This is a genomic window from Streptomyces sp. NPDC047017, assembly GCF_040644175.1.
In the GTDB taxonomy this organism is placed as follows: domain Bacteria; phylum Actinomycetota; class Actinomycetes; order Streptomycetales; family Streptomycetaceae; genus Streptomyces.
On record NZ_JBEYVW010000033.1, the window covers coordinates 19,951 to 33,944 of the forward strand.

Sequence of the window (13,994 nt, forward strand, 5' to 3'; positions counted from 1 at the left end):
TTTTCGCGCCCCCCGTCAGACCGCCAATCGCTTGAGGCGGGCAACCGCCTCTTCCAACACACCCTTCCGCTTGCAGAAGGCGAAGCGGACGAAGGGGGCGCCCTCCTCGCGGTGGTCGTAGAAGACGGCGTTCGGGATGGCGACCACGCCCGCGCGCTGCGGCAGGGCGCGGCAGAAGGCGAAGCCGTCGCTCTCGCCGAGCGGGCGGATGTCGGTGGTGACGAAGTAGGTGCCGGCCGGGCGGAACACCGCGAAGCCCGCCTCCGCGAGCCCGGCGGCCAGCACCTCCCGCCGGGCCCGCATGTCCTCGCGGAAGGCGGCGAAGAACGACTCGGGCAGGGCCAGCGCCTCGGCGACCGCGTACTGGAAGGGCCCCGAGGCCACGTACGTCAGGAACTGCTTGGCCGAGCGCACCGCGGCGACCAGGCCGGGGGCGGCCGTGATCCAGCCGACCTTCCAGCCGGTGAACGAGAACGTCTTGCCGGCGGACCCGATCGTGACCGTGCGCTCGCGCATCCCGGGGAGCGTGGCGAGCGGGACGTGCTCGGCGTCGTCGAAGACCAGGTGCTCGTAGACCTCGTCGGTGACCACCAGCAGGTCGCGTTCGACGGCCAGTTCGGCGACGGCGGCCAGCTCCTCGCGGGTGAGCACCGTGCCGGTCGGGTTGTGCGGGGTGTTGACCAGCAGCAGCCGGGTCCGGTCGGTCACCGCGGCGCGCAGCTCGTCGAGGTCGAGGCGGAACGCGCCCTCGTGCGGGCGCAGGGTCACGGGCACCCGCCGCCCGCCCGCCATCGCGATGCAGGCCGCGTAGGAGTCGTAGTACGGCTCCAGGGCGACCACCTCGTCCCCGGGCTCCACCAGCGCCAGCAGCGCGGCGGCGATGGCCTCGGTCGCGCCCGCCGTGACCAGCACCTCGGTGTCCGGGTCGTACGCCAGTGCGTAGCGCCGGAGCTGGTGCGCGGCGACGGCGGCGCGCAGTTCGGGGACGCCCGGGCCCGGCGGGTACTGGTTGCCGCGGCCGTCGCGCAGCGCCCGCACGGCCGCCTCGCGGATCTCCTCGGGGCCGTCGGTGTCGGGGAAGCCCTGCCCCAGGTTGATGGACCCGGTACTCATGGCCAGGGCGGACATCTCGGCGAAGACCGTCGTCCCGAACTCGGCGAGCCGGCGGTTGAGGAAAGGGCGTGCGCTGGAGGTCATGGCGGCCATCCTGCGCCGAAGCTCTGGAGTTCCTCAAGTGTGCTTTGGCCGCTGCGGCGGCCGGGCATCTCCGGGGCACGCAATGAGCGAGACGCCCACGGGGGGCCGTTTCGGGGGAATCGGAAGGAGGGGGGCGCCATGGTCTTCGTCATCGTCCTGGTGGTCGTCGCAGTGGTGTTCGCCGGCGGCCTGGTCTCCGCGGTGCGGGGTGGCCGGCGTGGCGGGCGCAAGGTCCGGCTGTCCAAGAACGGGCGGCGGGTGCGGTCGTACAGCGCGGGCGCGGGCAGCGCGTCGGGCACCGGCTGGTGGGCGTCCGACGGGGGCGCCTCCAGCGACGGGGGCTCGTCGTCGGGCGGGCATCACTCGGGTGGCCACTCGGGCGGGCATCACTCGTGCGGGGGACATTCCTGCGGCGGCCACTCCTCGTGCGGCGGGTCCTCCTGCGGCTCGTCGTGCGGCGGCGGGTGCGGCGGGAGCTGAGCGGGGGCCGAGCGGGACGGCCGGGGGAGCGGGGGCCCGCCGGGATGGCAGGAGCGGCGGGGGCCGGACGGGACGGGGGAGCGGGGCGGCGGGGGTTGCTGTGGCCGCTGGGGCGCCGCCGCGTGCGCCGCGGGGCGCGCCGGGGTGCGCGCCCGGGCGCACCCCGTGGTTGAACAGTTGAGCAGGTGAGCCCTCGGAGGGATGGAAACCCTCCGAAGTTGGGTAAAAACGCTGTGCCGACACCGCCGTTCGTGGTTCTCTCTAACTCACCGACGCAGCCCGCTGGATGTCCTGCTCACCCCACTTCTGAACTGGGCTGACCGGGCTGCTGCCCCCGTGTCGACCGGGTGCGCCGGCCCTTACTCCACTCCCCTTTTTTCTCCTGCGTGCTTGCGGAGTCGATCCATGCTCACGACCCTGAACACCTCCTACACCGACACGCGCGCGGCCGACCTCGCCTGGGCCCTGGGGCGCGAGCCGCTGCCCGCACTGGCCACGCTCGACCTGGAACTGTCCGGGGCGAGAATGCAGTTGAGACTCCTGGGCGCCTCCCATCAGGTCCTCCTGGAGGAGGAGAGCGGCGCCTGCTCGGAGACGGTGGCGTGCATCGCCGGCTCCAGCACCCCCCTCCCGCTCGGCGTCGCCAAACGCGTCGACGACTGGGAGTACGAGTTCGCCGCGCGCGTCGAGGAACTCTCGCCGGGCTCGTTCGCCGGCCGGGCGCAGGAACTGCTGGCCCTCGTCTCCGACCACCCGCACGGCCTGGCCGGCGTCTTCCCGGGCAGTCCGCACGCGTTCACCGCCCTGCTGGCCCAGCGCCACGGCGACCAGGTGCACTGGCGGACCTGGCACGCCTATCCGCAGGACGGACAACTGGTGGCGACCCGCACCCGGGTGGGAGTGCGCCGGTCCGCGCCGCTCCTCGTCGACTGAGCCGTCCCGGGCCTCCGGGCGCCCCCAAACACCGGACGCGCCGCGAACACCTGTCCCCACACGTGTGGGTGACGAAGCGTGCCAGACCTGTGACGTAACGTCACTCCTGTGATCGAACAGCACGCTCCGGCCCCGCCCGGCACGGCCCCGCCGGACATGGACCCGTCCCGTCCGGTGCCTTCCTGGAGCCGCCCCGCGAGGCTGCCCGTGCGGCCGGCGACCGGTCGGTTCCTCGTCCTCGCGGGCGTCTTCGTCTGCGCGGCCTGCGGCCTGGTGTACGAACTCGAACTGGTCGCGCTGGCCTCGTACCTGATGGGCGACTCGGTCACCCAGGCGTCCGTGGTGCTGTCCGTCATGGTGTTCGCCATGGGCATCGGCTCGCTCGCCGCCAAGCGGCTGCGCCGGCACGCCGCCGTCGGCTTCGGCGCGATCGAGGCGTCGCTCGCGCTCGTCGGCGGGTGCAGCGCCATGGCCCTGTACGCCGTCTTCGCCTGGACGGGCGCCTGGGGCGGCCTGTGGGCGGACGGCCCGCGCTGCCTGCTGGTCGCCTTCTCGCTCGCCATGGGACTGCTGATCGGCGCCGAGGTGCCGCTGCTGATGGAGCTGATCCAGCGCATCCGGCGGCAGGACGCGGGCGGCGCGGTCGCCGACCTCTTCGCCGCCGACTACGTGGGCGCGCTCGTCGGCGGCCTCGCCTTCCCCTTCCTGCTGCTGCCCCGGCTGGGCCAGCTGACCGGCGCGCTGCTCACCGGCGCGGTCAACGTCGTGGCCGGCGGCTTCCTCGTGCTCGGCCTGTTCCGGCGCGACCTGACCCGGCGCGCCCGCTGGCTGCTGCTCGCCGCCAACCTCGCCGTGCTCGGCCTGCTCGCCTCGGCCGCCGCCCTGGTCGACGACTTCGAACAGGCCGCACGGCACGCGGTGTACGGCGGTGACGTGCGGGTGGCGACGCGGACCGGCGTCCAGGAGATCGTCCTCACCGGCGGCATCCGGGGCCGCCCGCTGGACCTGTTCCTCGACGGGCGGCTGCGCGTCGACGGCCGGGACGAGCGCCGCTACCACGAGGCGCTCGTGCGTCCCGCGATGACCGGCCCGCACGCGCGCGTGCTGATCCTCGGCGGCGGCGACGGCCTCGCCGCCCGCGAGGTGCTGCGCCACTCCGGCGTCGCCCGGGTGGACGTCGTCGAACTCGACCCGGCCGTCGTCCGCCTGGCCCGCACCGATCCGGCGCTGTCCCGGCTGAACGGGCACGTCTACGGCGACCGGCGCGTCCGCGTCAGCACCGAGGACGCCTTCGCGTGGCTGCGCCGGGCGCCGGCGGCGGCGTACGACGTGGTGATCGAGGACCTGCCCGACCCGGGCATCACGGCGAGCGGCAAGCTGTACGCACAGGAGTTCTACAGCCTGGTCCGGCGCGCCCTGGCGCCCGGCGGCCGCCTCGCCGTGCACGCCGGTCCGGTCGCCTCCCGCGCGCGCGTGTTCTGGACGGTGGAGGCGACGGTCCGCGCGGCCGGGCTGCGGACCGCCCCCTACCGGGTGGACGGCCGCGACACGGACTTCGCCGCCGGACCCGACCGCGCGGCCGGCGCCTCCCACGCGCCCGGCGACTGGGGTTTCGTCCTGGCCGCCCGTACGCCCCCGGTGCCGCGCCTGGACCCGCGGGCGCCGCGTCCGGCCACCCTCACCCCGCGGTCGCTGGCCGCGGACGTCCGCGCGGCGGCCCGCACCCGGGTGCCTGGCCTGCCGGCCTCGACGCTCGTCCATCCGCGGTATGGCGAGTGAGGCGGCATGGTGGTGCGGATGGAGTGGGCGGCGGGTGGTGCTGGTGGGTGCGGGCGGTGCCGGCGGTGCGGGTCGTCCGGTGGCACTGACCGACGGGGGCGGGACCGGTAGTCTCGGCTGACATGGAGCACGAGGTGTTCGTCCCGGTCCCGGTCCAGCGGCTGCGGGCGGCGCTCGCCGACCCCGCACAGGTGGCCCGGGCGCTGCCCGGACTCCAGCAGGACGCGGGCACCGAGCCCGTCGCCGGGCGCCTGAAGGTGCGCATCGGCGGTCACTCCATCACCTATCGCGGCGCCGTGCGGGTGCTGGCCCGCCCCGACGGCACGTACACCGCCGAGGGGGAGGCGAGCGAGGTCCGCGGCAGCGGGACGGTGACGTTCGCGGTCACGGTGCGGGTCGTCGAGGCGGAGGCCGGGGCCGGGGCCGGGGAGAGTAGGGCCACCCTCGTCTTCGAGGGCACCGGTACGGCCGGTGGCCGGGTCGGTGAGCTGGCCCCGGACGCCGTACGGTCCGCCGTGGCCCGGCTGCTGAGCCGCTTCGCGGAGAACCTGGGAGCGGGGGGCGCGCGCCCGGAGGCCGTGGAGCCCGCGGAGTCACCGGAGGCCGGCCAGTCACCGGAGGCCCCCCAGTCTCCGGAGCCCCTGGTGTCCCCCGAGTCCTCGCAGTCCCCGGAGTCCCCAGAGCCCTCGGAATCCTCCGGGCCCCCGGAATCCTCCGGGCCCTCGGAATCCTCCGGGCCCCCGGAATCCTCGGCCGCCGAAGGCCTCGCCCCCTTCGCGGCCGGGGACTTCGACGCCGAGCCGCCCGCCGAGGCCGCGCACGCGCGGCGGACGATGATCGGGCGCAGCGCCGAGGAGGTCGACCACGCCCCGCCGCGCGGCCGCTACGCCCCCGTTCCCGCCCCGCTCACCGTCTCCGCCGGCCCCACCCTGCGCTGGGCGGCCCCCGCCGCCGCGCTGGTCGTGGCGTCGGCGATCGTGGTGGGCCGGGCGCTCCGGCGCCGCCGGTGAGACATGCCGCCGGCGGCCCCGCGGGCGGAACACGTCCTCGACCGGGCCAGTAGCCTCGTCCCGTGAGTAACGAAGACATCACGCTGACCGCGGGTGACGCGGAAGCGACCGTCCGGCCGGGCAACGGCGGCCGTATCGGCGGGCTCCGGGTGGCCGGGCACGAACTGCTGCGCCAGGGCGACACGTTCGGCTGCTTCCCGATGGTCCCCTGGTGCGGCCGGACCCGCGACGGCCGGTTCCTGGACGGCGCCACCGTCCACCGGATGCCGCTCAACTCCCCGCCGCACGCCATCCACGGCACCGCGCGCGACGGCGTCTGGCGCACCGCCCGCGCCTCGGCCGGCGAGGCGGTGATCACCTACGACCTCGTCGAACCCTGGCCCTACCCCGGCCGGGTCACCCAGGCGGTCACCCTGACCGAGGACGCCCTGACGCTGACCATGTCCGTGGAGACGTACGATTCCTCCTTCCCGGCGCAGATCGGCTGGCACCCGTGGTTCCGGCGGAACCTCGACGGCCGGGACGCGGAGCTGGACTTCGCGCCCGCCTGGCAGGAGGAGCGCGGCGCGGACCACCTGCCCACCGGGCTGCGCACCGACCCGAAGCCCGGCCCGTGGGACGACTGCTTCGGCATGCCCGGCGGCGTCGACGTCACGCTGACCTGGCCGGGACTGCTGGAGCTGAAGGTGACCAGCCCCGAGGAGTGGGTCGTCGTCTACGACGAGCAGGACGCCGCCGTGTGCGTGGAGCCGCAGACCGGCCCGCCCAACGGCCTCAACACCCAGCCGCGCCTGGTCACGCCCCTGGAACCGCTGGAGGCCACGACGACCTGGGCCTGGCGCCGCCTTTAAGCTGACTGCCATGAGCGACGTTCGCGGCGAGCTGCTGCAGCAGATCAAGGACAAGGCCGTGGTGCACGGCAAGGTGACCCTGTCGTCGGGCAAGGAAGCCGACTACTACATCGACCTGCGCCGCATCACCCTCGACGGTGCGGCCGCCCCGCTGGTCGGCCAGGTCATGCTCGACCTCACCGCCGGCCTGGACTTCGAGGCGGTGGGCGGGCTGACCCTGGGCGCCGACCCGGTGGCCACCGCGATGCTGCACGCCTCCGCCGCGCGCGGCCGGACGCTCGACGCGTTCGTGGTGCGCAAGGCGGGCAAGGCGCACGGGCTGCAGCGCCGGATCGAGGGCGCCGAGGTCGCGGGCCGCCGGGTGCTCGCCGTGGAGGACACCTCGACCACCGGCGGCTCGGTGCTGACCGCCGTGGAGGCGCTGCGCGAGGCCGGCGCCGAGGTCGTCGCGGTCGCCACGATCGTGGACCGGGCGACGGGCGCGGCCGAGGCGGTCGCCGAACAGGCCGGGGTGCCCTACGTCTTCGCGTACTCCAAGGACGACCTGGGCCTGGACTGAGGCGGGACGGTTATCCACAGGCTGGACAGGGATGGCCGGAGCAGCCGGCTCCGTCTGCGAAGATGGGGCCGACGATGACGTCACTCCCTAGGTCAGGGCCGTAAGCACGCACCACGCACCCCGCACATACAAGGAGCGGACAGATGCCCATCGCAACTCCCGAGGTCTACAACGAGATGCTCGACCGGGCGAAGGCAGGCAAGTTCGCCTACCCGGCCATCAACGTGACGTCGTCGCAGACCCTGAACGCGGCCCTGCGCGGTTTCGCGGAGGCGGAGAGCGACGGCATCGTCCAGATCTCCACGGGCGGTGCCGAGTTCCTGGGCGGCCAGTACAGCAAGGACATGGTCACCGGTGCCGTGGCGCTGGCCGAGTACGCGCACATCATCGCCGAGAAGTACCCGGTCAACATCGCGCTGCACACCGACCACTGCCCCAAGGACAAGCTCGACGGGTACGTGCGCCCGCTGCTCGCGCTGTCCAGGAAGCGCGTCGAGGCCGGTCTGGACCCGCTGTTCCAGTCCCACATGTGGGACGGCTCCGCGGAGACCCTCGCCGACAACCTTCAGATCGCGCAGGAGCTGCTGGAGCAGGCCCGCGCCGCCAAGATCATCCTTGAGGTCGAGATCACCCCGACCGGCGGCGAGGAGGACGGCGTCTCCCACGAGATCAACGACTCCCTCTACACCACGGTCGAGGACGCGGTCCGCACCGCCGAGGCCCTGGGCCTGGGCGAGAAGGGCCGCTACCTGCTGGCCGCCTCCTTCGGCAACGTGCACGGCGTGTACAAGCCGGGCAACGTCGTGCTCCGCCCCGACCTGCTGAAGGAGCTGAACCAGGGCGTGGCCGCCCGGTTCGGCAAGGAGTCCCCGTTCGACTTCGTCTTCCACGGCGGCTCCGGCTCCACGGAGGAGGAGATCCGCACCGCGCTGGAGAACGGCGTGGTGAAGATGAACCTCGACACCGACACCCAGTACGCCTTCACCCGCCCGGTCGCCGGTCACATGTTCGCCAACTACGACGGCGTGCTGAAGATCGACGGCGAGGTCGGCGACAAGAAGGCCTACGACCCGCGCACCTGGGGCAAGCTGGCCGAGGCGTCCATGGCCCAGCGTGTCGTCGAGGCCACGCAGAACCTGCGCTCGGCGGGCACCAAGATCAAGTAAGCGCCGGGGGCAAGTAGGCGCCGGGGTCAAGCAAGTACCGGGGCCAAGCAAGTACCGGGGCCAAGTAAGTATCGGGGTCGGTAAGTACCGAGACCGAGCAAGCGGCGGGATCGGGCAAACGGTAGCCCGAGTGGGCCCGGTGGCTGTCCGAGCCGCCGGGCCCGCTGTATACCTGGGGGCATGCCCGACGTCATGTCCGGGAGCACGCCCGGCGTCCGGCTCGCCTCCGCGCAGGGCAGACGCGTCCTGCTGAGCACCGTCCTCGGCTCCAGCATGGCCATGCTGGACTCGACCGTCGTCAACGTGGCGCTGCCGCGCATCGGCCGCGATCTCGACGCGAGCCTGGCGGCCCTCCAGTGGACGGTCAACGCGTACATGGTCACGCTGGCCGGTCTGATCCTGCTCGGCGGCTCGCTCGGTGACCGCTACGGACGGCGGCGGGTCTTCGTGCTCGGGGTGGTGTGGTTCGCCGCCGCGTCCCTGCTGTGCGGGCTGGCCCCGACCGCCGGGCTGCTGATCGCCTTCCGCGCCCTCCAGGGCATCGGCGGCGCGCTGCTCACCCCCGGCTCGCTCGCCCTGATCCAGGCGTCCTTCCACCCCGAGGACCGCAGCCGGGCGGTCGGCCTGTGGTCCGGGTTCGGCGGCATCGGCGCGGCGGTCGGCCCGTTCCTGGGCGGCTGGCTGGTGTCCGGGCCCGGCTGGCGCTGGGTGTTCCTGCTGAACGTGCCGCTCGCCCTGCTGTGCGTCCCGGTCGCCCTGCGCCATGTCCCGGAGTCGGCCGGCGCGCGCGGGCGGGGCCGCTTCGACGTGACCGGCGCGGCCCTCGGCGCCCTGGCCCTCGCCCTGCTGACGTACGCCCTCATCGAGGCCCGGGGCGGCACCCTGGCGGTGGCGCTGAGCGCGGCGGCGGGGCTGGCCGCGGCGGTCGCCTTCCTCCACGTCGAGAGACACCGCCCCGACCCGATGCTGCCGCCGGACATCTTCGCCTCCCGCCAGTTCACCGCGGTCAATCTGGTCACGCTGTGCGTGTACGCGGCGTTCGGCGGCTTCTTCTTCCTCACCGCGCTCCAGCTCCAGGTGGTGGCGGGCTACTCGCCGCTCGGCGCGGGCACCGCCCTGCTGCCGACGACCGTGCTGATGCTGCTGTTCTCGGCCCGCTCGGGCGCCCTGGCCGACCGCATCGGCCCGCGCGTCCCGCTCACCGTGGGACCGCTGCTGTGCGCGGCCGCGATGCTGCTGATGCTGCGGGTCGGCAAGGACGCCGGCTATCTCACCGACGTGCTGCCCGCGCTGCTGGTCATGGGCGCGGGCATGGTGACGCTGGTGGCGCCGCTGACCGCCACCGTCCTCGCCTCGGTCGACGCCTCCCGGGCCGGGCTGGCCAGCGGCATCAACAACGCATCGGCCCGCGCCGCCGGCCTCGTCGCGGTGGCCGCGCTGCCGCTGCTGGCCGGGATGGGACCGGAGGCGTACCGCTCGGCGGACGCCTTCGACGCCGCGTTCCGGCGGGCGATGCCGATCTGCGCGGGGGTGCTGGTGGCGGGGGCGGCGCTCGCCTGCGCGACGGTCCGCCGCCCGGTCACGGACTGCCGCCGCCCCGAGTGCCACGCCCACGGCTCGGTGACGCATCCGCCGCTGGAGCCGGGGCGGGGCGGGGGTGGGGACACGGGCCCTGGTGAGGGCGGTGGCGCGGGCGGTGGTGGTGTGGATCGGGGCGCGGGCGGGGGCGGGGGCGCGGGCGGTGTGGATCGGGGCGGGGGCGCGGGCGGTGCTGGTGGGCCGTCCTGAGTTCCGCGGTCCCTGAGTTCCGCGGTCCCTGAGTTCCGCGGTCCCTGAGTTCCGCGGTCCCTGAGTTCCGCGGTCCGGGAGGCCGCGGAACGCATACGGGTTCGCGGCGCGGCCGCCGCGCTCAGCGCTTGAGTTCGGCGTACGCCTCCGCGCTGCTGTCCTGAAGGAACTCCCAGCACCGCGCCGCCTCGTCCGTCTCGCCGATCTGTCCGGCGGCGCGGGCCAGGGCGGCCAGGCAGCGCAGGAAGCCGCGGTTGGCCCGGTGGTCCCAGGGGATCGGACCGTGCCCCTTCCAGCCGGCCCGGCGGAGCTGGTCGAGGCCCCGGTGGTAGCCGGTGCGCGCGTAGGCGTACGACTCGACCACCCGCCCCGCCTCGAAGGCGTCGTCGGCGAGCTGCGCCCAGGCCGGCGAATACGTCGGGTGCTTCGCCGCGACCTCGGCCGGTGCCAGTGCCTCTTCGGCCAGCAGGCGGTACGCCTCCTCGTTCTCCGGGAGGTAGGTCGGGTCCGGGCCGCCGAGCAGGTTCTTGTGCGTGGTCATGGAAGCAGTCTGCCACTCGGCGACGAGCGGTCGGGCGGCTGTGCGGGGCGTCGTCCGGCCTTGCGGTCCGCGCCGGGGGTGCGCAGGATGCCGGTGGGGACCGGGGCCCCCGTGCCGGCATCGGCAGGGGCGGACCGCTACCCGGAGTACATGCAGGAGACAGCGATGTCCCAACAGGCTCAACCGACCCCCAGGCCCGCCGCGGCCGCCGCTGAGCCCGAGACCCCGCATCTCGACTTCGAGGGCACCACGCCGTACGAGGACTACGTCAGGGCGGACGTGCTCACCCACCTCCAGCACACCCTCTCCGACGACCCCGGAGAGATGGTCTTCCTGGTCACCACCCAGGTCATGGAGTTGTGGTTCACCGTCATCGTGCACGAGTGGGAGACCGCGGCCCGCGCCCTGCGCGCGGACGACGTGCCGGTGGCGACGGCCGCGCTCAAGCGGTCCGTACGGGAGCTGGAAGCGCTGAACGCCTCCTGGAAGCCGCTCGGACAGCTCACTCCGGCCCAGTTCAACAGCTACCGCGGTGCCCTCGGCGAGGGCTCCGGCTTCCAGTCCGCGATGTACCGCCGGCTGGAGTTCCTGCTCGGCGAGAAGTCCGCGTCGATGCTCGTCCCGCACCGCGGCGCGCCCCGCGCCCACGCCGAGCTGGAGAAGGCGCTGCACGAGCCCAGCCTGTACGACGAGGTGCTGCGGCTGCTCGCCCGGCGCGGGCACGCGATCCCGGACGCCGTACTGCACCGCGACGTGTCGCTGCGCTACGAGCCCCGCGAGGAGGTGGAGGCCGTCTGGACGGCGCTCTACCGCGGCGACGCGGACGCCGAGGCGGCCCGGCTCGGCGAGGCGCTGACGGACGTGGCCGAGCTGGTGTGGCGCTGGCGCAACGACCATCTGGTCGCCACCCGGCGCGCGATGGGCGCCAAGGCCGGGACGGGCGGCTCGGCCGGCGTGGCCTGGCTGGAGAAGCGGGCCCAGAAGAACGTCTTCCCCGAGCTGTGGACGGCGAGGTCCCATGTCTGAGCGCCGCCTGCCTGAGCGCCTGCCTGAGAGCTTGGCCGACCGGCCGTCCGAGCAGTCGTCCGACCGACCGTCCGAGCAGTCGCCCGAGCGGTCGTCCGGGCCTGTGAACGGGCGTGTGTCCGACCTCGCGGCGCGGGCGGAGCGGCTGGACGCCGCCGACGGCCTCGCCGGAGTGCGGGAGCGGTTCGTCCTCGACGAGGCCGTCTACCTGGACGGGAACTCGCTGGGCGCGCTCCCGGCGAACGTACCGGACCGCGTCGCGGACGTGGTGCGCCGCCAGTGGGGCGAGCTGCGTATCCGGTCCTGGGAGGAGAGCGGCTGGTGGAGCGCGCCCGAGCGGACCGGCGACCGGATCGCCCCGCTGGTCGGCGCGGCGCCGGGGCAGGTCGTGGTGGGCGACTCGACGAGCGTCAACGTCTTCAAGGCGCTGGTGGCGGCGGTACGGATGGCCCGCGAGACCGAGCACGGTGACGGCGGCAGGGACGAGATCCTGGTCGACGTCACGACCTTCCCCACGGACGGGTACATCGCCCGCTCGGCCGCCCGGATGACGGACTGCGTCCTGCGGCCGGTGACGCCCGACGAGGTGCCCGGCGCGCTGACCGGCCGTACCGCCGCGGTCCTGCTGAACCACGTCGACTACCGCACCGGCCGCCTGCACGACCTGCCGTCCCTGACGGCCGCCGTGCACGCGGTGGGTGCGTACGCCGTCTGGGACCTGTGCCACAGCGCGGGCGCCCTGCCGGTCGGGCTGGACGAGCACGGCGTGGACCTGGCGGTCGGCTGCACGTACAAGTACCTCAACGGCGGCCCGGGCGCACCGGCGTACCTGTACGTCCGCCGGGAGCTGCAGGAACGGTTCGACTCGCCGCTGCCCGGCTGGAACTCGCACGCCGACCCCTTCGGCATGCGGGAGGAGTACGAACCGGCGAAGGGCGCCCCGCGCGGCCGGGTCGGCACACCGGACATCCTCTCCCTGCTCGCCCTGGAGGCGGCGCTCGACGTCTGGGACGGCGTGCCGATCGAGGCGGTGCGGGCCAAGTCCCTGGCGCTGACGGACTTCTTCCTGGAGTGCGTCGACGCGTACGTGCCCGCCGGGCGCGTGCAGAACGTGACGCCGGTGCCGCACGAGCAGCGGGGCAGCCAGGTGGCCCTGCGCTGCCCGGACGCCGGGGCCGTGATGGAACGGCTGATCGAGCGCGGGGTGGTCGGCGACTTCCGCCACCCCGACGTGCTGCGCTTCGGTTTCACGCCGCTCTACGTCGGCTTCGCGGACGTGGAACGGGCGGCGCGGGTGCTGGCGGAGGTACTGGCGGAAGTGACGGGGGAGGTGCGGGGAGAGGCGTAAGCGGACAGGCGTAAGAGGACAGGCGTAAGCGAAGAGACGGAGAGAGGGGTAGGTGTAGGCGGAGGGGCGGCGGTCCCTTCGCCGCACCACCCGCCTTGGCCTCACCCAGCGTGACATCCGCGTGTCGGCGCACGTCATCGGCCTGGTACCGTCCCCGCCAACGGCCGAACCCCGCCTCGTCCGTCAAGTACGTTTCGCCGCTGAGAGGTTGACCATGCCGGACGCCGCCGCAGAACCGGAGTACCCCGCCGGCCGTGACGCGGCCGCGCGTGCCGCGGCGGAGGAGGAGTCGGCCTTCTCGCAGCCGCCCGTCGACCCGGACACCACCGCCGCCTACGGCGACCACCCCGATCAGGTCATCGACTTCTACGCCCCGCGCGGCACCGGTTCGCCGGTGCCGTCCGGGTCCGCGCCGCTCGTCGTGGTGCTGCACGGCGGTGCCTGGCGGGCACCGTACGACCGCCGGCACATCACCCCCTTCGCGGACTTCCTCGCGCGCCGGGGCTTCGCGGTGGCCAACGTCGAGTACCGGCGCGGCGCCGCCGGCCCGGCGCGGGAGGCGGCGGACGGCCGTCCGGTCGCGGGCCGCTGGCCGGAGACGTTCGACGACGTGGCGGCCGCGCTCGACGCGCTGCCCGCGCTCGTACGGGAGGCGCTCCCGCAGGCCGACGCGCGGCGCACGGTGCTCACCGGCCACTCGGCGGGCGGCCAGCTCGTCCTGTGGGCGGCGGCCCGGCACGTCCTGCCCGCCGACGCGCCCTGGCGCACCGCCAGGCCCGCCGCGCTGCGCGGTGTGGTCGCCCTCGCGCCGATCGCGGACTTCGAGACCGCCGGGGAACTGGGCGTGTGCGGGGGCGCGGCCACGCAACTCCTCGGCGGCCCGGACCGGTTCGCCGAGCGCCGGCCGTACGCCGATCCCGCCCTGCTGCTGCCCTCCGGGATCGCCACGACCGTGGTCCAGGGGCGTACGGACGTGGTGGTGCCGCAGGCGGTGGCGGAGGCGTACGCGGACGCGGCGGCGAAGGCCGGTGAGGCCGTGGGCCTCACCCTCCTGGAGGACGTCGGCCACTTCCCCCTGATCGACCCGGCGGCGGACGCGTGCGCGGTGGTGGCGGAGGAGATCGCGCAGCTGGCGTGGTGAACGGGGTCGCGCTGGGCCCGTGGTGAACGGGGTCTCGGCGGGCCCGTGGTGAACGGGGTCTCGGCGGGCCCGTGGTGAACGGGGTCTCGTCGAACCCCGGTTCACCGGTGGCGCACGGCGCCCCGTCATACCCGTAGTACCTGAGAGCTACATCCGAGGACAGTCCCCGGGCGGG

At 74.3% G+C, this 13,994-nt stretch carries 13 protein-coding genes; 11 read left to right on the top strand and 2 right to left on the bottom strand.

Translation table 11 applies throughout. From position 1 onward, the window contains the following. Window positions 1–15 precede the first annotated feature (15 nt). Window positions 16–1,206: a pyridoxal phosphate-dependent aminotransferase gene (locus ABZ858_RS35775; protein ID WP_361388709.1), complete on the bottom strand. Its 1,191-nt coding sequence runs from the start codon at window positions 1,204–1,206 to the stop codon at window positions 16–18. Between the two features lie 129 nt (window positions 1,207–1,335). On the opposite strand from ABZ858_RS35775, the gene ABZ858_RS35780 reads away from it, so the two are divergent. From ABZ858_RS35780 to ABZ858_RS35815, 8 genes are all read left to right on the top strand, one after another. After that, window positions 1,336–1,677, top strand: coding sequence for a hypothetical protein (locus ABZ858_RS35780; protein WP_361388712.1), 342 nt, complete (start codon window positions 1,336–1,338; stop codon window positions 1,675–1,677). 405 nt (window positions 1,678–2,082) lie between these two features. Continuing rightward, window positions 2,083–2,610 (top strand): DUF2617 family protein, encoded by a 528-nt coding sequence (locus ABZ858_RS35785; protein WP_361388715.1) that lies wholly within the window; start codon window positions 2,083–2,085, stop codon window positions 2,608–2,610. A 108-nt stretch (window positions 2,611–2,718) separates the two neighbouring features. Then, window positions 2,719–4,389, top strand: coding sequence for a polyamine aminopropyltransferase (locus tag ABZ858_RS35790; RefSeq protein WP_361388718.1), 1,671 nt, complete (start codon window positions 2,719–2,721; stop codon window positions 4,387–4,389). A 122-nt stretch (window positions 4,390–4,511) separates the two neighbouring features. Next, window positions 4,512–5,399 (top strand): SRPBCC family protein, encoded by an 888-nt coding sequence (locus ABZ858_RS35795; protein ID WP_361388721.1) that lies wholly within the window; start codon window positions 4,512–4,514, stop codon window positions 5,397–5,399. 62 nt (window positions 5,400–5,461) lie between these two features. Next, the gene (locus tag ABZ858_RS35800) at window positions 5,462–6,250 is read left to right on the top strand and encodes an aldose 1-epimerase (RefSeq protein WP_361388724.1); all 789 of its coding nucleotides are present in this window, start codon (window positions 5,462–5,464) and stop codon (window positions 6,248–6,250) included. 10 nt (window positions 6,251–6,260) lie between these two features. Next, entirely contained in the window at window positions 6,261–6,809 is a 549-nt protein-coding gene (gene pyrE / locus ABZ858_RS35805) for an orotate phosphoribosyltransferase (RefSeq protein ID WP_361388727.1), read from the top strand. 143 nt (window positions 6,810–6,952) lie between these two features. After that, window positions 6,953–7,975 carry a class II fructose-bisphosphate aldolase gene (gene fbaA / locus ABZ858_RS35810; RefSeq protein WP_361388730.1) on the top strand — a complete coding sequence of 341 codons (1,023 nt, stop codon included), beginning with the start codon at window positions 6,953–6,955 and terminating at the stop codon, window positions 7,973–7,975. A 180-nt stretch (window positions 7,976–8,155) separates the two neighbouring features. Beyond that, window positions 8,156–9,763, top strand: coding sequence for an MFS transporter (locus tag ABZ858_RS35815; RefSeq protein WP_361388733.1), 1,608 nt, complete (start codon window positions 8,156–8,158; stop codon window positions 9,761–9,763). A gap of 121 nt (window positions 9,764–9,884) precedes the next feature. Here the strand turns inward: ABZ858_RS35815 and ABZ858_RS35820 are convergent, their stop codons facing one another. Then, a complete protein-coding gene (locus tag ABZ858_RS35820; protein WP_361388736.1) occupies window positions 9,885–10,304 on the bottom strand; it encodes a DUF3151 domain-containing protein in 420 nt (139 codons plus the stop codon). 165 nt (window positions 10,305–10,469) lie between these two features. On the opposite strand from ABZ858_RS35820, the gene ABZ858_RS35825 reads away from it, so the two are divergent. The 3 genes from ABZ858_RS35825 to ABZ858_RS35835 all read left to right on the top strand — a co-directional run bounded on the left by ABZ858_RS35825 (window position 10,470) and on the right by ABZ858_RS35835 (window position 13,819). Further along, window positions 10,470–11,330, top strand: coding sequence for a tryptophan 2,3-dioxygenase family protein (locus ABZ858_RS35825; RefSeq protein ID WP_361388739.1), 861 nt, complete (start codon window positions 10,470–10,472; stop codon window positions 11,328–11,330). Window positions 11,331–11,445: 115 nt separating this feature from the next. Then, the gene (gene kynU / locus ABZ858_RS35830; RefSeq protein ID WP_361388742.1) at window positions 11,446–12,678 is read left to right on the top strand and encodes a kynureninase; all 1,233 of its coding nucleotides are present in this window, start codon (window positions 11,446–11,448) and stop codon (window positions 12,676–12,678) included. 214 nt (window positions 12,679–12,892) lie between these two features. Beyond that, the gene (locus ABZ858_RS35835; protein ID WP_361388745.1) at window positions 12,893–13,819 is read left to right on the top strand and encodes an alpha/beta hydrolase; all 927 of its coding nucleotides are present in this window, start codon (window positions 12,893–12,895) and stop codon (window positions 13,817–13,819) included. Window positions 13,820–13,994: the final 175 nt, after the last annotated feature.